This window comes from Streptomyces mutomycini, from assembly GCF_001700505.1.
Lineage (GTDB): Bacteria > Actinomycetota > Actinomycetes > Streptomycetales > Streptomycetaceae > Streptomyces > Streptomyces mutomycini.
Genome location: NZ_MAPV01000071.1, coordinates 1 through 19,023, shown reverse-complemented (window position 1 = coordinate 19,023; position 19,023 = coordinate 1). Strand labels below are relative to the sequence as shown.

The 19,023-nt window shown below is 72.3% G+C and carries 18 protein-coding genes and 1 pseudogene; 8 read left to right on the top strand and 11 right to left on the bottom strand.

The genetic code is table 11. The features are described from left to right. The 3 genes and pseudogenes from BFF76_RS33670 to BFF76_RS11310 form a co-directional block, all read right to left on the bottom strand. A pseudogene (locus tag BFF76_RS33670) lies at nucleotides 1–126 on the bottom strand (uridine kinase); the annotation flags it as partial. A gap of 110 nt (nucleotides 127–236) precedes the next feature. Further along, nucleotides 237–749, bottom strand: coding sequence for a cupin domain-containing protein (locus tag BFF76_RS11315; protein WP_079122370.1), 513 nt, complete (start codon nucleotides 747–749; stop codon nucleotides 237–239). Between the two features lie 65 nt (nucleotides 750–814). After that, complete coding sequence (locus tag BFF76_RS11310; protein WP_244167257.1) at nucleotides 815–1,495, bottom strand: winged helix-turn-helix transcriptional regulator; 681 nt, start codon at nucleotides 1,493–1,495, stop codon at nucleotides 815–817. An 87-nt stretch (nucleotides 1,496–1,582) separates the two neighbouring features. On the opposite strand from BFF76_RS11310, the gene BFF76_RS11305 reads away from it, so the two are divergent. From BFF76_RS11305 to BFF76_RS11290, 4 genes are all read left to right on the top strand, one after another. After that, a complete protein-coding gene (locus BFF76_RS11305) occupies nucleotides 1,583–2,794 on the top strand; it encodes a pyridoxal phosphate-dependent aminotransferase (RefSeq protein ID WP_042836612.1) in 1,212 nt (403 codons plus the stop codon). Next, nucleotides 2,791–3,420: a cysteine peptidase family C39 domain-containing protein gene (locus BFF76_RS11300; RefSeq protein ID WP_065848128.1), complete on the top strand. Its 630-nt coding sequence runs from the start codon at nucleotides 2,791–2,793 to the stop codon at nucleotides 3,418–3,420. Before BFF76_RS11305 ends, BFF76_RS11300 begins: the two co-directional genes overlap by 4 nt. A gap of 113 nt (nucleotides 3,421–3,533) precedes the next feature. Continuing rightward, on the top strand, nucleotides 3,534–4,028 hold the full coding sequence (locus BFF76_RS11295; protein ID WP_065848127.1) for a DUF3574 domain-containing protein: 495 nt from the start codon (nucleotides 3,534–3,536) through the stop codon (nucleotides 4,026–4,028). Nucleotides 4,029–4,169: 141 nt separating this feature from the next. Further along, the gene (locus tag BFF76_RS11290) at nucleotides 4,170–4,478 is read left to right on the top strand and encodes a hypothetical protein (RefSeq protein ID WP_065848126.1); all 309 of its coding nucleotides are present in this window, start codon (nucleotides 4,170–4,172) and stop codon (nucleotides 4,476–4,478) included. Nucleotides 4,479–4,499: 21 nt separating this feature from the next. Here BFF76_RS11290 and BFF76_RS11285 read toward each other — a convergent pair whose 3' ends face one another. The 3 genes from BFF76_RS11285 to BFF76_RS11275 form a co-directional block, all read right to left on the bottom strand. After that, the gene (locus tag BFF76_RS11285; protein ID WP_031094455.1) at nucleotides 4,500–5,777 is read right to left on the bottom strand and encodes an SWIM zinc finger family protein; all 1,278 of its coding nucleotides are present in this window, start codon (nucleotides 5,775–5,777) and stop codon (nucleotides 4,500–4,502) included. Continuing rightward, nucleotides 5,774–8,740, bottom strand: a complete 2,967-nt coding sequence (locus tag BFF76_RS11280; RefSeq protein WP_208604837.1) for a DEAD/DEAH box helicase — start codon at nucleotides 8,738–8,740, stop codon at nucleotides 5,774–5,776. The genes BFF76_RS11285 and BFF76_RS11280 overlap by 4 nt, the downstream gene beginning before the upstream one ends. Nucleotides 8,741–8,857: 117 nt before the next feature. Then, nucleotides 8,858–9,964, bottom strand: a complete 1,107-nt coding sequence (locus tag BFF76_RS11275; RefSeq protein ID WP_065848131.1) for a slipin family protein — start codon at nucleotides 9,962–9,964, stop codon at nucleotides 8,858–8,860. 213 nt (nucleotides 9,965–10,177) lie between these two features. On the opposite strand from BFF76_RS11275, the gene BFF76_RS11270 reads away from it, so the two are divergent. Continuing rightward, nucleotides 10,178–10,534: a hypothetical protein gene (locus BFF76_RS11270; protein WP_065848125.1), complete on the top strand. Its 357-nt coding sequence runs from the start codon at nucleotides 10,178–10,180 to the stop codon at nucleotides 10,532–10,534. A gap of 170 nt (nucleotides 10,535–10,704) precedes the next feature. On the opposite strand, the gene BFF76_RS11265 is transcribed toward BFF76_RS11270, so the two are convergent. Beyond that, nucleotides 10,705–11,409 carry a class I SAM-dependent methyltransferase gene (locus BFF76_RS11265; RefSeq protein WP_065848124.1) on the bottom strand — a complete coding sequence of 235 codons (705 nt, stop codon included), beginning with the start codon at nucleotides 11,407–11,409 and terminating at the stop codon, nucleotides 10,705–10,707. A gap of 88 nt (nucleotides 11,410–11,497) precedes the next feature. Between BFF76_RS11265 and BFF76_RS11260 the strand changes: the two genes are divergently transcribed. After that, nucleotides 11,498–11,767: a DUF6343 family protein gene (locus BFF76_RS11260; protein WP_065848130.1), complete on the top strand. Its 270-nt coding sequence runs from the start codon at nucleotides 11,498–11,500 to the stop codon at nucleotides 11,765–11,767. Between the two features lie 14 nt (nucleotides 11,768–11,781). On the opposite strand, the gene BFF76_RS11255 is transcribed toward BFF76_RS11260, so the two are convergent. From BFF76_RS11255 to rpsA, 4 genes are all read right to left on the bottom strand, one after another. Beyond that, the gene (locus BFF76_RS11255) at nucleotides 11,782–12,150 is read right to left on the bottom strand and encodes a tetratricopeptide repeat protein (RefSeq protein WP_065848123.1); all 369 of its coding nucleotides are present in this window, start codon (nucleotides 12,148–12,150) and stop codon (nucleotides 11,782–11,784) included. A 72-nt stretch (nucleotides 12,151–12,222) separates the two neighbouring features. Beyond that, entirely contained in the window at nucleotides 12,223–12,825 is a 603-nt protein-coding gene (coaE, locus tag BFF76_RS11250) for a dephospho-CoA kinase (protein ID WP_065848122.1), read from the bottom strand. A 142-nt stretch (nucleotides 12,826–12,967) separates the two neighbouring features. Next, entirely contained in the window at nucleotides 12,968–13,906 is a 939-nt protein-coding gene (locus BFF76_RS11245; RefSeq protein ID WP_031094439.1) for a PAC2 family protein, read from the bottom strand. Nucleotides 13,907–14,533: 627 nt separating this feature from the next. Continuing rightward, entirely contained in the window at nucleotides 14,534–16,057 is a 1,524-nt protein-coding gene (gene rpsA, locus BFF76_RS11240) for a 30S ribosomal protein S1 (protein WP_053929940.1), read from the bottom strand. Between the two features lie 390 nt (nucleotides 16,058–16,447). Here rpsA and BFF76_RS11235 point away from each other — a divergent pair, with 390 nt between their 5' ends. Continuing rightward, on the top strand, nucleotides 16,448–17,272 hold the full coding sequence (locus BFF76_RS11235) for a class I SAM-dependent methyltransferase (RefSeq protein WP_065848121.1): 825 nt from the start codon (nucleotides 16,448–16,450) through the stop codon (nucleotides 17,270–17,272). A gap of 103 nt (nucleotides 17,273–17,375) precedes the next feature. Then, a partial coding sequence (locus BFF76_RS11230; protein WP_065848120.1) for a helicase-related protein occupies nucleotides 17,376–19,023 on the top strand: 1,648 nt, incomplete at its 3' end.

Below are 19,023 nucleotides of genomic sequence, written 5' to 3'. Positions count from 1 at the left end.
GCGGGCGGCGGGGGCGCCGTCGACGCCGATCCTCAGCCAGGACCCGCCGCCGGCCGCCTCGAGTCCGTCGGCGTGGGCGGCGAGGGCGAGGGCCAGCCGTTCCCAGGTGATGGGTTCACATTGCACGGGTCCATCATCGCCCTGCGGTCACGCATCAGCCATCGCCCTGCCGCTCCATGACCAGCAGGCGGCCCGGCCGGGCGGTACGACACGCCCGGCCCCCGCTGCTTCGCCGCCTACTTCGCCGCCGGGCACTCCACCGCGTCGGCGTCGTAGGAGAGTTCGCTGCCCTCGGGAAGCAGGTACGTCACCCACAGCACGACGGGTTCCGTCCCGAGGTTGCGTCCGATGTGGCGGTGCCGGGCCCCGGACGGTTCGATGAAGGACGTCCCCGCGGGCGTCACCTCCACCGAGCAGTCGTCCAGGGTCCGGGTCAGCGTCCCGGACTTGACGACGGCGATCAGCTGACCGCTGTGGGTGTGCCAGCCGGTGGAGCCGCCGGGCTGCACGGTGATCTCCCGGAAGGTCACGTCCGTAGGGCCCTTCGGAGGCTTGATCCTGAGCTTGCCCTCGGAGGTGCCCTTGGCGACCACGGTGCCGCTCACCCCGCTGCCCGGCGTGGCCACTGCCGCCGCCGGCAGGAGGCCCAGCGCGGCCACGCAGACGCCCACGAGCAGCGCCTTGCGCGGGGCCCCCCTCCCCTTCGTGCTCTTCCCGTTCCTCGTACCGACCACGCCGTCGAACCTCATGAACGACTCCTCAGCATCCGCCCGGGTTAACGCGGCCACGCTACCGGCGAGTCGGACGGAGAGCGTCAGATACGCGGGGATCGACCACCGCGGAGTTCAGCGGCGAGCGGCCCTTCCCCGAGCACCTCCGCCCTGCCTTCCCCGACCGCCTCCGCGAGGGTGCACTCACCGCGCCCGAGCGCCAGGACCACCTCCGCGTCCAGGACGAGGCACGCGTCCGGGTGGCCGGCGGGGCCGTATCCGTACACCTCGCCTCCCGCGTCCTCACCACCGGTCCGGATATGGAACTCGCCCTCGGCGAGCCTCACTTCGACGACCCCGCTGTGGGTGACGCCGTCCAGGGCCCGCAACAGGGGCAGGGCGAACCAGTGGGCCCTGACCGCGTCCGTGGGGCGGCGTTCACCGAGCGCGGGCGCGCCCCACCGCCCGAGCGCGGTGAGGACGGGGAGCAACCCACGGCCGTGCTCGGTCAGTTCGTAGACCGCCGCGGCGGCGGGGGGCGGCAGCCGGCGGCGGACGGCCAGGCCGCCCTGCTCCATGTCCTTCAGCCGGGAGGCCAGCACATCCGTGCTGACTCCGGGCAGATCCGCGTGCAGATCCGTGTAGCGGCGCGGACCCGCCAGCAGTTCACGGACGATCAGCAGGGTCCACCGGTCGCCGACGGAGTCGAGGGCACGGGCGGTGGCGCAGAACTGGTCGTAGCTCCGGCGGCGGACGGGGCGTGCGGGCTGCTGCTGACGTGGCATGCGACGCAGTCTAGACATGTTGTTGGACTTTCCAAGCCCGAGCTTGGTAAAACCAAGTATCGCAATTCGGGGTAGGGGAGGCACCGCATGGAGTTCCGGCAGTCCAGCAAGCTCAACGAGGTCTGTTACGAGATCCGGGGCCCGGTCATCGAACAGGCCAACGCCCTCGAGGAGGCGGGCCACAGCGTGCTGCGCCTCAACACGGGCAATCCCGCGCTCTTCGGCTTCGAGGCGCCGGAGGAGATCGTCCAGGACATGATCCGGATGCTCCCCCAGGCGCACGGCTACACGGATTCGCGCGGCATCCTCTCCGCGCGCCGCGCCGTCGCGCAGCGCTATCAGGCGATGGGGCTGGCCGATGTCGACGTCGACGACATCTTCCTCGGCAACGGCGTCTCCGAGCTGATCTCCATGGCCGTGCAGGGGCTCCTGGAGGACGGTGACGAGATCCTGATCCCGAGCCCCGACTACCCGCTGTGGACGGCCGTCACCACACTCGCGGGCGGGAAGGCCGTGCACTACACCTGCGACGAGGGTGCGGACTGGAACCCCGACCTCGCCGACATGGCTTCGAAGATCACCGACCGCACCCGGGCCATGGTGATCATCAACCCGAACAACCCGACGGGTGCCGTCTACTCCCGCGAGGTCCTCGACGGCATGCTCGGCCTGGCGCGCAGGCACGGTCTGATGGTGTTCGCCGACGAGATCTACGACCAGATCCTGTACGACGACGCCGAGCACCACTCCGTGGCGGTCCTGGCCCCGGATCTGCTCTGCCTCACCTTCAGCGGGCTGTCCAAGACGTACCGCGTCGCGGGGTTCCGCTCGGGCTGGATGGTGGTGTCGGGCCCGCAGCAGCACGCACGCAGCTATCTGGAGGGCCTCACCATGCTCGCCTCCATGCGGCTGTGCCCCAACGCCCCCGCGCAGTACGCGATCCAGGCGGCGCTCGGCGGCCGGCAGTCGATCCGGGACCTCGTCGCCCCGGGCGGCAGACTCCACGAGCAGCGCGACCGGGCGTGGGAACGGCTGAACGAGATCCCCGGGGTGTCGTGCGTGAAGCCGAAGGGCGCGCTGTACGCCTTCCCGCGCATCGACCCGAAGGTCCACGACATCGTCGACGACGAACGCTTCGTCCTGGACCTGCTGCTGCAGGAGAAGATCCAGGTGGTGCAGGGCACCGGCTTCAACTGGCCGCGCCCGGACCACTTCCGCATCCTCACCCTTCCGCACGCCGACGATCTGGACGCCGCCATCAGCCGCATCGGCCGTTTCCTGAGCGGATACCGCCAGTGACCTGCCTCAGCTGCCGCACTCCCGTGCACACCCAGTTCGCCTCGCCCGGTCTGGTGGAGGCGATCGTGGAGGGCGGGCTCGATCCTGCCGGGGACCCCCGCTGGGCCGATTCGGGCGCGGCGTCGCCCGCCGAGTACGCGCGCTGGGCAGGCCATCTGTGCGGTATGGCCTGCCTGCGCATGGCACTGGGCCCCGGGGCCCCGTCCCTGTTCGCCCTGCGGGACGGGGCGTTGGCGTACGACGCGTACACCGAGGACGCGGGCGGGGAGATCAGGGGACTGGTCTACGCCCCCTTCGCCCGCTATGTGTCCGAAGTGCACGGCCTCGACGCGGTCGTCCACCGGGACCTCTCCCCCGCCGGAATCCTGGACCTTCTGGACGAGGGCCGGCGGGTGATGGCCTCCGTGCACTTCGGGATCAGGCACCCGGAACGGCCGGCTCCCGGGCGCGGTGGTCATCTGGTGCTGCTGACGTCCCGGACGGCGGACGGGGCCGGTGTCCACTTCCACAACCCCTCCGGGACCACGGCCGCGAGCCGCGCGGCCGGCCTTCCGCTGCCGGTCTTCGAACGCTTCTTCGCCGGCCGGGGGGTCTCCCTTCCCGGCCTGCCGTCAACGCACTTGTAGGAGCTCCTTCTTGCGAGTGGTCAGGCCGGGAGCGGGATGTCCCGCCGCGCCGGCGCGGGGCTCCCGTGCGACGGTGGGCGCCGACCTCGTCCGACCGTTCCCGGGAGACCACAGTGCCGCGTCCGCGCTCTCAGGCCGCTCCGCCTCCGAAGCACTCCGGCCGGCGCACCGCGCTCACGGCCGCCGCCGTGACCTGCGCCGTGCTGGCCGGGGGAACGCCGATCGCGTACGCCGCTCTCGGCGACGAAGCGGCCCCGGCCGCCCCCGCCGCACGTGGCACGGTCCATGCCGAGACCCGCCTCCTCTTCGGCACCGAACGCCCGGACGGCGGACTCGCCGTGACGGACGCACAGTTCCGGTCGTTCATCGACCGCACGGTGACGCCCCGCTTCCCGGACGGCCTCACGGTCCAGGAGGGCCGGGGGCAGTGGCGCGACTCCGGCGGCGTAATCGAGCGGGAGCGTTCGTACGAGCTGATCCTGCTGTACCCGGCGTCGGAGGCCCGCCGGCGTGACCCGCAGATCGAGCTCATCCGCACCTCGTACGAGACGGCCTACGCCCAGGACTCGGTGGCCCGGCTCGACGAACGCACCCTCGCCGACTTCTGAGAACGCTCACGGGCCCGGGCCGGGAGGCTCCACTCTCCTGCGGTTCGCTAATGTTCCGCCGCCGGGCGGGAACGCGTGACGGCCGTTTCGATGCCACGGCCCGGCGATCACGACCGGACACGATCAGGGGAGCAGTCGAACATGGGTGCCGCGATACGTCACTTCACCGCCATCGGTCCCGGAGAGCAGGTGTTCACCGTGAACATCGAGCGCGACTTCCGGTACGAGCCGTACCGCGATTTCCTCGTCTGCGCGCACTGCGACTGGTCTCCGTCGCTGCTGACGACGCGCAGGACCGACACCATGGCCTGGGAACATCTGGCCGACGCCCACGATGCCGCCGGGGGACGGACCGATCGGGAGAACGAGTCCTTCCGCACGGCGCGTTGGGTGATGCTTCCGCTCTGCTCGGTCCTGATCATCGCGCTGCTGGTGTTCCTGCAGAGCTGACGGGCCGCCCGGGGGTGGGTGTCAGCCCCTCAGGGCGGTGAGGGCGGCGATCGGATCGGCGTCCGGGGTGGCCCGGGGCCACCAGTCGTCCTCGCCCGGATCGGATTCGTAGCCGTACCAGCGGCTGTCGTGGCCGAACCGGAGCTGGAGGGTGCCCCGGGCGTTGGTCAGATGGTTGCGCCAGGGCTGGAAGCGCGGGAAGTCCGCCGCGGCGAGGGCGGGCCGTGCCCGGTCGAAGGGGCCGGCCGGCGGGTCCCACGGGGTCTCCAGCACCTCCAGTCCCTCCGCGCCGCCCTGCCGCCAGGCGGCGACGGCCCGGGCCAGGTCCGTCGTGCTGCGGCCGGTGGCGAAGGCCAGCTCGCGGTAGAGGGCCCGGGTCGTGGCGGTGAGTCCGGCAGTGGGACGGGACGCGGCGATGCGTACGGCGTCCTGCCAGGTGCTGAGGCCGGCGAGCGGGTCGTCCCCGGTGGTGAGCAGCGCGTGTGCGCGGGCCGCGGCGTCCGTGGCGAGGTGGTCGAGGCCGAGCGGGTCGCGGGCGCCCGGCAGCTCCGGGAAGGACGGCGGCTCGCCGGGGTACGGCGGCACGGGCAGGGGTGCCGGCAGCGGCGGCAGGAAGCGGTCGGCCAGGGCCTCGGCGGCCGCGACCGAGGGCATGGCGGGCGTCTCGGGGCGCTCGCGCGCGGAGTGCTCGGCATTGCGGCGGCCCAGCTCCTCGAGGAGCTCGCGCTCGCCCCGGCCCCGCATCAGCAGGAGGACGAACGGGTCGCTGTCCAGGAGCCGTGCCGTCTGGAAACAGAGCGCCGCCACGTGTTTGCAGGGCCAGCCCCGGTCGGGACAGGAGCAGTCCGGGTCCAGATCACCGGCGGCGGGCAGCAGCCGCATGCCGGTCTCGCCCGCCGTGTCGATCAGGGAGTGCGGCATCTCCTTGTCGAGCAACGCGGACAGATGCCCCGGCCGGGCCGCGGCGGCGTCCAGGAACGTGTCCCAGTCGGACGCCGAGAACGTACGCAGGCGCAGCTCCGCACGGTAGGGGCGGGGGCGGCTGCCGTGGACGTAGGCGATGACCCGGCCGGGGGTGACGGTGATGGCGGCGACATGGCCGCCGTCGGCGTACGTACGGCCGCGGGCGAGACGGCCCTCGTCCATCGACAGGGTTTCCAGGGCGTCCACCCATGCCCGGCCCCACCAGCTGTCCGCGAACGGCCCGTCCGCGTCGGAAGCGCGGGCGGGCACCGCTTCGAAGGTGCGCCGCAGGTCGTCGGGGCCCGGGCGGGCAGCGGGGCTCGCACCGGGGCTCATGACGTCCTCCGGAGAGAGACGAGATCCGCCAGGTCACGGTCGCTGAGCTCGGTCAGAGCGGCCTCGCCGGAACCGAGCACCGCGTCGGCGAGGGCCCGCTTGGACTCCAGGAGTTCGCTGATCCGGTCCTCGACGGTGCCCTCGGCGATCAGCCGGTGCACCTGCACGGGCTGGGTCTGGCCGATGCGGTACGCACGGTCGGTGGCCTGCTCCTCGACCGCCGGGTTCCACCACCGGTCGTAGTGGATGACATGGGCGGCCCGGGTCAGATTCAGCCCTGTGCCCGCCGCCTTGAGGGAAAGCAGGAAGACCGGGACCTCGCCGGACTGGAAGCCGTCCACCATCCGCTCCCGCTCGGGCACCGGCGTACCGCCGTGCAGCAGCTGGGAGGGGATGGCACGGGAGGCGAGGTGGGCGGAGAGGAGGCGGGCCATCGACACGTACTGGGTGAAGATCAGGACGGAGGCCTCTTCGGACAGGATGGTGTCGAGCAGCTCGTCGAGCAGGGCCAGCTTGCCCGAGCGTCCCGCGAGCCGGGTCGGCTCCTCCTTCAGATACTGCGCGGGGTGGTTGCAGATCTGCTTGAGCGAGCCCAGCAGCTTCATGATGAGTCCGCGCCGTGCGATGCCCTCGGACTGCTCGATGAACGCCATCGTCTCGCGGACCGCCGCCTCGTAGAGCGTGGCCTGTTCCCGGGTGAGGAAGACGGGGTGGTCGGTCTCGGTCTTGGGCGGCAGTTCGGGCGCGATGCCCGGGTCGGACTTCTTGCGGCGCAGCAGGAAGGGGCGGACCAGCCGTGAGAGCCGCTCGACCGCCTCCTCGTTGCCCAGGCCGGCCGCGGTGCCGGTGTTCTCGACGATCCTGGCGTGCCGGGAGCGGAACGCCTTGAGCGGGCCGAGCAGGCCGGGGGTGGTCCAGTCGAGGAGCGCCCACAGCTCGGAGAGGTTGTTCTCGACGGGGGTGCCGGTCAGCGCGACGCGGGCCGGGGCGGGAATGGTGCGCAGCGCCTTGGCCGTCGAGGAGTGCGGATTCTTCACGTGCTGTGCCTCGTCGGCGACGACCAGCCCCCAGGTGTGCCCGGCGAGCTGCTCCGCACCGGAGCGCATCGTGCCGTAGGTGGTGAGGACGAAGCCGCCGTCGGAGCCGCCGAGGGTGCGGTCGGTGCCGTGGAAGCGGCGCACGGGGACGCCGGGTGCGAAGCGGCTGATCTCGCGGTGCCAGTTGCCGAGGAGGGAGGCGGGACAGACGACCAGGGTGGGGGCGGCACGGGCACGGTGCAGATGGAGCGCGATGACCGTGATCGTCTTGCCCAGGCCCATGTCGTCGGCGAGACAGCCGCCGAGGCCGAGCGAGGTCATGCGGTCCAGCCAGGCCAGGCCGCGGAGCTGGTAGTCGCGCAGGGTGGCGTCGAGGCCGGGCGGCGCCGGGAGGGTGGCGTCCTCGTCGAGGATGCGCTCGCGGAGTGCGGCGAGGGCTCCGGCGGGGACGGCTTCGACCTGTTCACCGTCGACCTCGGCGCTGCCGGTGAGGGCGACGGCGAGCGCGTCCACCGGGTCCAGGAGGCCGAGCTCCCGCTTGCGTGCCTTGCGGACCAGCGCGGGATCCACGACGACCCACTGGTCGCGCAGCCGTACCACAGGACGGTGCGCCTCGGCCAGGGTGTCCATCTCGGCCTCGGTGAGCCGGTCGTCGCCGAGGGAGAGCTGCCAGTCGAACGCGAAGAGCTGCTCGGCGTCGAAGAAGGAGGTGCCGTCGGTGGCCGAACCCGGCGCGGGCCGGACGACGGCCGTCGCGCTGAGCGAACGGGCGAGCTCGCGGGGCCAGTGGAGCGCCACCCCGGCCGCGGCGAGCCGCGCTCCGGCGGCGCCGAACAGCTCGTAGAGCTCGTCCTCGGTGACCGCGAGCACGTCGGGGACGGGCTGGTCCAGCAAACGCTCCAGCGGCGGCCAGACGCGGGCGGCGCGGCGCAGTACGAGCACGGCGTCGATCCGGGCCCTCGGCCCGAAGGGGTCGCCCGCACCGCCGCTCCACAGCGTCGCCGCGTCCGTGACGTACGTCGGGTCGGCCAGGCTGTGCACCTGGGTGACGGCCGCGGCGGCATGGCGTGTGGCGGCCGGAGCCCCGGGCGCCTGCGTGTCCCCGGCCGCTTCTCCGGAGGCGCCGGACGCGTCGAACAGGTCGTACGCGGAGAGGTCGAGCCGGAGAGAGACGCGCACCCCCGCGTCGAGCCCGGCGGCCACCTCGACGGCCCAGGCGCGGGCGTCCGGCAGGTGCTGTGCCTCACGGGCGGCGAAGGCCGCTCCCATGGCGTGGGCGGCGGCAGGCGTCCGGGGCAGGGTGTCGGCGACGGCATCGAGGAAGGCGCCGAGCAGGGCACGGGGTTCGGGGACACGCAGGGGCGTGCCCTCCAGGGGTACGGCGTGTCCCTCGGGCGGCATCGACGCCGCGACGGCCCTCAGGTGGGCGATGTCCTCCGCGTCGCGCGGTCCGGCCCGCCAGGCATCGTGGTCGCCGGGTGTCAGCCCGGGCAGGAGTCTGCCGCGCGCGACGAGGGTGAGGGCGTGCAGGGCCGCCGCCCCCCACGCGCGGGTGGCGGGGTGTGCCACGGCGCGGTGCCGGGCGCGCGCGAGCAGGGGCACCGCGTCCGCGACGGGAAGCGCCACGGCGGGCACGGTGCGGGCGTCCACGTCCTCCGTCCCGTGCCGGCGGACGACCGTGAGCTCGGTCAGGCTGTACGCAGGCCCCGCGTCGAAGGAGGAGGCTTCGGCGGCGGCGAGCCCCGCGTCGGCACGGGCCGTCCCGGCGGCGGGGAACACCGCGTCCGGGCCTGCCGGGCCGAGGGTGCCCTCGGGGTCCCAGAAGGCGACCCGGCCGTCCCGGGGCAGTGCTGCGGGCAGGAAGACCGCGGCGCACCGCAGCAGCCGGTCGGCGGTGACGTCCTGTGTCTGCCGCACCCTGTCCACCGCCCCCTCCTGCCTCGGTCCGCTTGCGCTTCTGCTGCTTGTGGCGAGTCTAGGCGGGGGGTGTGACAGCGCCCGCCCCGGCCGTGTTTCCGCAGGCGGGACGGGTGGACGAGTGCCTCAGTGACGGGTGAAAGGGTTGGTGCGGGAGCGGTCGGCCGGCTCTTCGGGATCGAAGTCGGGAAGCGCCTCCGGATCGGATTCCGGCACCCCGTCCGGCCCCGGCCCGGCAAGAGGCTCGTCCGGAAGCGGCTGGTCCGTGAAGGTCTGCTCCGTGACCGAGGGGGCCAACGGGACCGACGGGACCGACGGGTCCGGCGGGTCCGGCGAGTCCGGCGAGTCCACGGCAGACGCGGCAGACGCCGCACCCTCCGCGGGCTGTTCCTCGGGCTCGCGCTCGGACCGGTCGCCGACCGGCTGCCCGGGCGAACCCTGGGACTCTCCGGCCGCGACGGGCGGCGGCTGCCCCTGCTGCGCACGTTCCAGGAAGCGGAGCAGTTCCACCGGGAAGGGCAGGACCAGAGTGGAGTTCTTCTCGGCCGCGACCGCGACGACCGTCTGCAGCAGCCTCAGCTGCAGCGCCGCCGGCTGGGTGGACATCTGCTGGGCAGCCTGGGCGAGCTTCTTCGACGCCTGCAGCTCCGCGTCGGCGTTGATGACCCTGGCGCGCCGCTCACGGTCGGCTTCGGCCTGTCGGGCCATGGACCGCTTCATCGTCTCCGGAAGCGAGACGTCCTTGATCTCGACGCGGTCGATCTGTACGCCCCAGCCCACCGAGGGACTGTCGATCATCAGTTCCAGTCCCTGGTTGAGCTTCTCGCGGTTGGACAGCAGATCGTCCAGGTCGCTCTTCCCGATGATCGACCGGAGAGACGTCTGCGCCATCTGGGAGACCGCGAACCTGTAGTCCTCGACCTGGATCACCGCGCTCGCGGCGTCCACCACCTTGAAGTAGATGACGGCGTCCACGCGCACGGTGACGTTGTCACGCGTGATGCCGTCCTGGGCGGGCACGGGCATCGTCACGATCTGCATGTTCACCTTACGGAGCCGGTCCACGCCCGGGACGATCATGGTGAAGCCCGGGCGGCGCACCTCGTCGTGGAGCCTGCCGAGCCTGAGCACCACACCCCGCTCGTACTGCTTGACCACCCGGGCCGCGGCCATGGTGTACAGCAAGGCGCCCGAGAGCACGGCCACCAGAACGACCAGCAAAACCTGGACCATCACGGCCCCCTGCCTACGGGGTGCGTACCAGCACCTACTCATCACGCCCTACTAACACGATATGCCCGGTATGCCCACCCTCGAACCTCCGTCCGGGTGCCATTGACCCCGGCCGGCCGCGCATCGGATGCCTGCGCCGGGGAGACCGGGCAGGGTGGCCAGCACGTCTCTGGGACGTACCGATGAGCCGGACGAGCAGACGAGGACCCGCCCATGTCCGTCACCGCGCCCCCCACCGTTCTCCGCCGACGTGCCGGCACCGCCGCCGGTGCGGCCCTGCTCACCCTGGCCGTCGCGGGCTGTTCCGGCCTCGGGCGCACGGCGGTGGGGCCGGTCTCCTACACCACCGGGCAGGACAAGGTCGTCACCGTGCACAGCCCGTTGGTAAGGGGCTGCCACCGGATGGCACCCGACGGGGCGAGCAAGGTCGAGAACCTCACCCTGGTCGACATGACCCTCTACACCACCCGCGACTGCTCCGGCCGGGGGACCGCCTACGTGGCCACCACGTTCACCGACACCAACGCCGAGCGCGCCCTGCCCTGGCGCAGCTACCGGTTCGTCCACTGACCGGCGCACGGCGCACGACCGCGCTCCAAGAGCAGGGCGGGCACGACTGCCTGCGGAGACCCCGTCCGGTCGTGGAACTCGGTGCCTGACGACCTCTCGATTCGCCTTCCCAGGACTGTTCGGGGCAGGACTGTCCGGGCAGGGCTGTTCGGGATCAGGCCCGATCCGGATCAAGCCCGATCGGGGCGGGCCAGCACCCAGACACCGTCCGGGGTGAGGTAGCGGTCGACCGCGAGCCCGGCCTGCGCCAGATATGCCTCGAACCGCTCCACGGACAGCTCCCGCGACCGGAAGGTCTGGGTCCACCGGGCGTCCTCGAAGACGTACTCCACGCGCACCTCGTCGACCCCGTCGCCCACGGGGTCCGCCGAGAGGATCCGGATGGTGCAGCCCGCGGCCGGGTCCTCCCTCTCCCGGGGCACATCGGAGTGGTAGTCGGCGCCCTCCCGCTGGATCAGCACGACTCCGTCGTCCTTCACATACCTGGCGCAGGTCCCGAGCAGCCCCTCCCTGACCCAGTGGTCGCTCGTGTGCACCAGGAACGACCCCAGCACGACCGCGTCGAAGCGCTCCTCGCCGAGGTCCAGGTCCTCGATGGAGCTCAGCACCGTGCGGGCACCGCGGACGCTCTCCAGCATCTGCGCCGACTCGTCCACCGCCGTCACGGCGAAACCCAGGGCGACCAGCGGATGCGTCACCCGGCCTGCGCCGCAGCCGAGCTCGAGCACGCTCGCGCCCGGAGGCAGCGCCGCGCCGATCACGTCGGGTTCACTGCCGACGGACAGGCGGGTGTACAGCTGGACCGCGCAGCCGTCCGGTGTGATCGAGCCAGGCCCCGTGCCCGTGTGTCCCTCACGTACCAGCTGTCCGCTCATACGCTCCGCAACGTGCGTGCGCCGCGTGGCGTTCCCTCGGCTTCCGTCCGCCTCATCTCGGGTTCATGCTGGAGAGGAGGCGATGGTGATGCGTACCGGAAGTGAACCGTCCACTGCACGCAGCCCCCTGCGGATGCGACTCTGGCTGAGCATCTGGGGCATGATCTGGGCCGTCTTCGGTCTGGTGGCCTTCGTCGCGGTCGGACGCGTCGGCTGGGCGACCGCCTGCGGTGTGCTGCTGGTCGTCACGGTCACCGACCTCTGCGTCGTCGTCCGCCATATGCGACAGGGCCCGCACTACCAGCCGGGCAGGGACGTCCCGCCGTACGAACCCGGCCGGGGCGGGCCCCGCCGCTAGGGCTTCGGCGACCGTCAGGGACGGTCGCCGAAGCCCGCGGCCCGCAGGTATTCCGGATTCGGGTCGAGCGCGGCGGCCAGCCGGAAGTGGCGGGTGGCCTGCTCGGGCCGGCCGGCGCGCTGGAAGGTGCGGGCCAGGGCGAAGTGCACGAAGGCGTTGTCCGGCTCGCGCTCCAGGACGAGCTCGAACTCGAGCTCGGCCGGACGCAGTTGGGCGGCGGCGAAAAAGGCCCGGGCGCGCAGCAGCCGGGCCGCCGTGTTCTCCGGGTGGGCCGCGATCACCGAGTCGAGCAGCTTGACCGCACCCCGTGGATCCCGTGCGGCGAGCAGTTGCTCCGCCGCACGGAAGTCGATGACATGCGTTTCCGGGTTGCTCTCTGGCACGGCCCCATCCTTCCCTTCGCTTCCCGCTCCTGAACGTCGGGCCGGGCGCCCGTATTCCGGCCGGGCACGGCCTCAGCCGGTGGCCGCCCGTGCGGTGAGCTCCGACCAGACCTTGCGGACCTGGGGCTCCAGGTCCTCCAGCGGACCGTCGTTGTCGATGACGAGATCGGCGACGGCGAGCCGCTCCTCACGCGTGGCCTGCGCCGACATCCGGGCGCGGGCATCGGACTCCGTCATACGGCGCAGGTGTACGAGCCGGTCGAGCTGGGTCGCGGGCTTCGCGTCGACGACCACGACCAGGTCGTACAGCGGGGCGAGGCCGTTCTCGGTGAGCAGCGGGACATCGTGTACGACGACGGCGCCCGGTCCGGCGGCCCGCTCCAGCTCCGCTGAACGCGCCCCGACGAGCGGGTGGACGATGGCGTTGAGCGCCGCCAGGCGTGCGGGATCGGCGAAGACGATGGAGCCGAGCGCCGGACGGTCGAGTGAGCCGTCAGGGGTGAGGATCTTGGGACCGAACATCTCGACCACGGCGGTGAGCCCGGGGGTGCCGGGCTCGACCACCTCACGGGCGATCCGGTCCGCGTCGATCAGTACGGCTCCGTAGCGTGCGAGCAACCGTGACACTTCACTCTTGCCGGCGCCGATCCCGCCGGTCAGGCCCACTTTCAGCATGGGCCGAGCCTAACGAACGACTGTCCCCCTGATCCCTCGCGGGCGCACGGCGATCCCCGCGGTGCCACGGCGGGCGCCGCGCGACCTCGCCGGCCGGCCGGGGATGACGGGCCGGCCCCTGGCCCCCGGGGTCCAAGGCCCTTCAGGAATCGCCCTCCCGCTCCGCGAGGAAGCGCTCGAATTCCTGGCCGATCTCGTCCGCCGAGGGCAGATCGACGGACTCGGCGACGAGGTTGCCCCGGGTCTCGGAACCCGCGAGCGCGTCGTACTGGTGCTCCAGCCCCTCGACGAGCGAGACGAGCTCCTCGTCCCCCTGGCCGACCTGCCGGTCGATCTCGGTCTGGGTGCGGTGCGCCTCGGTGCGCAGCGTGTGCGCGACGCTCGGCAGGACCAGTCCGGTCGCCCCCGTGATCGCCTCCAGGGCGGTGAGCGCCGCGTCCGGGTAGGCGGACCTGGCGACGTAGTGCGGCACGTGGGCGGCGACACCGAGCACGTCGTGCCCGGCCTCCATGAGCCGGTACTCGACGAGCGCCTCGGCCGAACCCGGCACCTGCGCCTCGTCGAAGGGGCTGCGGTGTCCGGGCATGAGGTCGGTGCGGTTGCCGTGCGGGGTGAGGCCGACGGGGCGGGTGTGCGGGACGCCCATGGGGATGCCGTGGAAACTGACGGCGAGGCGGACACCGAGCCGCTCCACGACCTGCTCCACGGCGGCGGCGAACCTCTCCCACTCGACGTCGGGCTCCGGTCCGGAGAGGAGCAGGAAGGGGGCCCCGGTGGCGTCCTGGACTACTTTCAGTTCCAGGGTGGGCGACTCGAACCCCGTCCACCGATCACGCTTGAACGTCAGCAGCGGGCGGCGCGCCCTGTAGTCGACGAGCCGGTCGTGGTCGAAGCGGACCACGGTCTGGTGCGGCAGCGTCTCGAGTACGCCGTCGACGATCTGCTCACCGGTCTCACCCGCGTCGATGTACCCGTCGAAGTGGTAGAGCATGACCAGTCCGGCCGACTCCTGGGCAAGCGCCATGTCGACGACGGCCAGGCCCTTCGGCTCCCATTCGTACAAACTCTGCGGATCAGGCACGGTTACCGCTCCTCCTCGTGTTCCTGGACAAGAACGCCCCGCACGGCCGCGGCATTCCCGCCCGCACCCGCCGGCCCGCGGTTGCGCGAGGACCCGGCCGCGTTCCTCGCGGAGCCGAACGCCCCGTGCGCGAGGCGTCGGTGTGGCCGAGGTGGCCACCTGCGAAGTACATATGCCCGGCAGGGCAGGTGTTGAGCGGCGCGAAGGCCGGAGCACCCGGTGCCGCCGGCCCTCGGCGACATGGCCGTACATGCCGGCCTCGGCGGTGCGGTGGCGAAGCCGGGCCTTCGCACCCCGGCTCCTCCTCGCAGAGACGGGTGTTGGCAGTCCCTTTGGGTGAACACCTCGACAGTGAAGCCGAGTTCACGGCAGCGGTCGAGCACGACCGTCCACTGCGTGGTCCGGCGGCTCCGGCGTTCGTGAGCCCCGGCCGTACACGACGGCCGGGGCATGGGCGCGCACGCGTCCGACACGGACAGCGGAGGCAGGAGGGCTGCGAGCACCCCCACGCCCGAGGGCCTGCCTGCCGTCGCCCGGACACGAGTGAGGCCCGCCCCCCGCGAAGGGGACGGGCCTCACCTACAGCTCCACAGCTACTGCAGCCGATGAGCGGCTGGGGTCAGAGCGTCAGCTCTGGCCGCCGGCCAGCTTCTCGCGCAGGGCGGCCAGGGCCTCGTCCGACGCCAGGGCGCCGGAGTTGTCCGCGGACTCCGAGGAGTACGAGCCGCCGCCGCCACCGCCACCGCTGCCGCCGGAGGCAGCCGGGGCAGCGCCGGCCGGGGCAGCAGCGCCCTCGGCAGCGGCAGCCTCGTCGGCCTCGCGGGACTTGATGACCTGGGCCTGGTGCTGCTCGAAGCGCTGCTGCGCCTCGGCGTACTGCGTCTCCCAGACCTCACGCTGCGACTCGAAGCCCTCGAGCCAGTCGTTGGTCTCGGGGTCGAAGCCCTCGGGGTAGATGTAGTTGCCCTGGTCGTCGTACGACGCGGCCATGCCGTACAGCGTCGGGTCGAACTCGACCGAGGCCGGGTCGCCACCGAAGGCCTCGTTGGCCTGCTTCAGCGAGAGGCTGATGCGACGGCGCTCGAGGTCGATGTCGATGACCTTGACGAAGATCTCGTCGTTGACCTGGACGACCTGCTCCGGGATCTCCACGTGGCGCTCGGCCAGCTCGGAGATGTGGACCAGACCCTCGATGCCCTCGTCGACGCGCACGAACGCACCGAACGGAACGAGCTTCGTGACCTTACCGGGAACGACCTGCCCGATCTGGTGCGTACGGGCGAACTGCTGCCACGGGTCTTCCTGCGTCGCCTTGAGCGACAGCGAGACGCGCTCGCGGTCCATGTCGACGTCGAGGACCTCGACGGTGACTTCCTGACCGACCTCGACGACCTCGGACGGGTGGTCGATGTGCTTCCAGGAGAGCTCGGAGACGTGCACGAGACCGTCGACGCCACCCAGGTCCACGAAGGCACCGAAGTTGACGATCGAGGAGACGACGCCGGAGCGGACCTGACCCTTCTGCAGAGTCGTGAGGAACGTCTGGCGCACCTCGGACTGGGTCTGCTCGAGCCAGGCACGGCGGGACAGGACCACGTTGTTGCGGTTCTTGTCCAGCTCGATGATCTTCGCCTCGAGCTCCTTGCCCACGTAGGGCTGGAGGTCGCGGACGCGACGCATCTCGACGAGCGACGCCGGGAGGAAGCCACGGAGGCCGATGTCGAGGATGAGCCCACCCTTGACGACCTCGATGACGGTACCGGTGACGATGCCGTCTTCTTCCTTGATCTTCTCGATGGTGCCCCAGGCACGCTCGTACTGAGCGCGCTTCTTCGAGAGGATCAGGCGGCCTTCCTTGTCCTCCTTCTGGAGAACCAGGGCCTCGATCTCGTCGCCGACCTTGACGACCTCGTTCGGGTCGACGTCGTGCTTGATCGAGAGCTCGCGGCTCGGGATGACACCTTCGGTCTTGTAACCGATGTCGAGGAGGACCTCGTCGCGGTCAACCTTGACGATGACTCCGTCAACGATGTCGCCGTCGTTGAAGTACTTGATCGTCTCGTCGATCGCCGCGAGGAACGCGTCCGCGTCGCCGATGTCGTTGACCGCAACCTGCGGAGTGGTGGCGGTGGTCTCGGTGCTGCTCGTCATGTGGGAAAGGGCTCCGGTACGGACAGTGAGTCGTAGGTACTGCTACGCCGAAAGCCCGTATCGCCTCTGCAGAAGCCGGACAGCCTGGAAAGCACCGATCCGACAACCGGAAGGTGCCTCGACAACCGAGGGGACATGCAACAGACGCGAGCGCGGCCTGCTAGGTCTGAGGCGCGCAGGCTCGCAGCGCAACTTGTAGCATACGTGGACAGCAGGACAGGGTCAATGCGCGAAGGCGCACACCAGGCGCAAAACGCCCCAGCCCCGGCACAACTCGCGTTCGCCGAGGCCACATCGGTGTGTCCTGCGCGCAGCGGGGCGGACTCGTCCGTACGGCCCGGGAACGCACCCGCGCGAGGCGGGTGAAGGCAAACTACAACGACGGGCACGATGAGCCAAGAGATCTACGACTCCGAACCCGAGGCGACCCGGCGGGAAGCCGGTGAGGCGGAGAGCAGCCGGGCGAGCCGCGGCTGGTGGGACCGGAACGCCGACGAGTACCAGAGCGACCACGGAGGGTTCCTCGGGGACGACCGCTTCGTCTGGGGCCCCGAGGGGCTGGACGAGGCGGACGCCGCCCTGCTCGGGCCGGCGGGCGCCCTGAAGGGCCTGGACGTCCTGGAGATCGGGGCCGGCGCCGCCCAGTGCTCGCGCTGGCTCGTCGCCCGGGGCGCCCGCCCGGTGGCACTGGACCTCTCCCACCGCCAGCTCCAGCACGCCCTGCGCATCGGAGGCGGCGTGCCCCTCGTGGAGGCGGACGCCGGGCGGCTCCCCTTCCGGGACGGCTCCTTCGACCTGGCCTGCTCCGCCTACGGCGCGGTGCCCTTCGTCGCCGACCCCGTCCAGGTGTTCCGCGAGGTGCACCGGGTGCTGCGGCCCGGGGGCCGCTGGGTCTTCTCCGTGACGCACCCGATCCGCTGGGCGTTCCCCGACGAGCCCGGCCCCGAAGGCCTCTCCGTCTCCGCCTCCTACTTCGACCGCGTGCCGTACGTGGAGCAGGACGAGCGGGGCGACGCGGTGTACGTGGAGCATCACCGTACGCTCGGCGACCGGGTGCGGGACGTGGTGGCAGGCGGCTTCCGGCTGGTCGACCTGGTGGAACCGGAGTGGCCGGCCTGGAACAGCCAGGAGTGGGGCGGCTGGTCCCCGCTGCGCGGCCACCTGATCCCCGGCACCGCGATCTTCGTCTGCGAGCGGGACCAGCGGTCCGCCTGACGGTCCACCGGCCCGGGCGAGCAGCCAGCGGTCCACCGAGGCCACCGGCCCCGGCGAGGGACCAGAGGTCCGCCCGAGGCAGCCGGCGTACGAGACTGGGGGCGTGATCCGTACCGACGTCCTTGAGCAGTTGCCCGTACGCACCGCCTTGCCGGCCCTCGAACGGGCGCTCGACGAGCGGGGGGCCGCGGTGCTCTGCGCACCGCCCGGGACCGGCAAGACGACCCTCGTGCCCCTGGTGCTCGCGGGGCTGGCCGGGGGCGGCCCGGCGCGCCGGGTCCTCGTCGCCGAGCCACGCCGGATCGCGGCCCGGGCCGCGGCGCGGCGGATGGCGTGGCTGCTCGGCGAGCGGACCGGCGGCCGGGTCGGGTTCACCGTGCGCGGCGAGCGGTCGGTGGGACCGGACACGGTCGTGGAGGTCGTGACCACCGGGGTGCTGCTCCAGCGGCTGCAGCGCGACCAGGAGCTGTCCGGGACCGACGTGGTGATCATCGACGAGTGCCACGAGCGCCATCTCGACGCGGACACGGCCGCGGCGTTCCTGCTCGACGTACGGGCGACGATCAGGCCCGACCTGCGCCTGCTGGCGGCGTCGGCGACGACGGACGCCGAGGGCTGGGCGCGGCTGCTGGGCGATGCCCCCGTGGTCGAGGCGCACGGCGTGTCGCATCCGGTCGAGGTGGTGTGGGCGCCGCCGGCCGGCCCCGTACGGCCGCCGCACGGAATGAGGGTGGACCCGGCCCTGCTGACGCACGTGGCCGCGGTGGTGCGCCGGGCGCTCACCGAGCGGGACGGCGACGTCCTGTGCTTCCTGCCCGGTGTCGGCGAGATCGGCCGGGTGGCCGGACAGCTCGCCGGTGTGGAGGCCGAGGTGCTCCAGGTGCACGGGCGTGCCCCGGCCGCCGTGCAGGACGCGGTGCTGGCGGGGCCGTCGGGCGGGCGCCGGGTGGTGCTGGCGACCTCGGTGGCGGAGTCGTCCCTGACGGTGCCGGGAGTACGGGTCGTCGTGGACTCGGGGCTCGCCAGGGAGCCGCGTACCGACCACGCGCGGGGGCTGAGCGCACTGACGACCGTGCGGGCGTCCCGGGCGGCGGGCCGCCAGCGGGCGGGCCGCGCCGGGCGTGAGGCCCCCGGCGCCGTGTACCGGTGCTGGGAGCAGGCCGAGGACGGGCGCCTCGCCCCGTTCCCCTCCCCCGAGATCAAGGTGGCCGACCTCGCGTCGTTCGCGTTGCAGACGGCGTGCTGGGGCGATCCGGACGCCTCCGGACTCCCGCTCCTGGACCGGCCGCCCGCCGGCGCCATGGGCGCGGCACGTGAGGTCCTGACGGCGGTCGGCGCGGTGGACGCGACGGGGCGTGCGACGGGCCGGGGCGTACGGATGTCCCGGCTGGGCCTGCACCCCCGCCTCGCCCGGGCCCTCCTGGACGGCGCCGACGAGGTGGGCGGGCGCCGGGCCGCGGAGGTGGTGGCGCTGCTGAGTGAGGAGCCGCCGCGGGAGTACGGCGACGACCTGGCGCACGCGCTGCGCACGGCGCGGCGCGGCGGGGACGGTTACGCGGCGCGCTGGCGGCAGGAGGTCCGGCGGCTCTCGCAGTCCCTCGGCCGGTCCGCCGGCCCGTCGGCGGACGCGGGTGCGGGTCCGGACGACGCGGCCGTGGGACTGGTCGCCGCGCTGGCGTTCCCGGAGCGGGTGGCGCGTGCCCGGGGCCAGGGGGCGTTCCTCATGGCCTCGGGCACGGGTGCGGAGCTGG

Excerpts from the sequence above, each read along its gene's own strand:
- BFF76_RS11315 (WP_079122370.1), bottom strand. The coding sequence starts at position 749 with ATGAGGTTCGACGGCGTGGTCGGTACGAGGAACGGGAAGAGCACGAAG.
- BFF76_RS11310 (WP_244167257.1), bottom strand. The coding sequence starts at position 1,495 with ATGCCACGTCAGCAGCAGCCCGCACGCCCCGTCCGCCGCCGGAGCTAC.
- BFF76_RS11305 (WP_042836612.1), top strand. The coding sequence starts at position 1,583 with ATGGAGTTCCGGCAGTCCAGCAAGCTCAACGAGGTCTGTTACGAGATC.
- BFF76_RS11290 (WP_065848126.1), top strand. The coding sequence starts at position 4,170 with ATGGGTGCCGCGATACGTCACTTCACCGCCATCGGTCCCGGAGAGCAG.
- BFF76_RS11285 (WP_031094455.1), bottom strand. The coding sequence starts at position 5,777 with ATGAGCCCCGGTGCGAGCCCCGCTGCCCGCCCGGGCCCCGACGACCTG.
- BFF76_RS11275 (WP_065848131.1), bottom strand. The coding sequence starts at position 9,964 with ATGGTCCAGGTTTTGCTGGTCGTTCTGGTGGCCGTGCTCTCGGGCGCC.
- BFF76_RS11270 (WP_065848125.1), top strand. The coding sequence starts at position 10,178 with ATGTCCGTCACCGCGCCCCCCACCGTTCTCCGCCGACGTGCCGGCACC.
- BFF76_RS11265 (WP_065848124.1), bottom strand. The coding sequence starts at position 11,409 with ATGAGCGGACAGCTGGTACGTGAGGGACACACGGGCACGGGGCCTGGC.
- BFF76_RS11260 (WP_065848130.1), top strand. The coding sequence starts at position 11,498 with ATGCGTACCGGAAGTGAACCGTCCACTGCACGCAGCCCCCTGCGGATG.
- coaE (WP_065848122.1), bottom strand. The coding sequence starts at position 12,825 with ATGCTGAAAGTGGGCCTGACCGGCGGGATCGGCGCCGGCAAGAGTGAA.
- rpsA (WP_053929940.1), bottom strand. The coding sequence starts at position 16,057 with ATGACGAGCAGCACCGAGACCACCGCCACCACTCCGCAGGTTGCGGTC.
- BFF76_RS11235 (WP_065848121.1), top strand. The coding sequence starts at position 16,448 with ATGAGCCAAGAGATCTACGACTCCGAACCCGAGGCGACCCGGCGGGAA.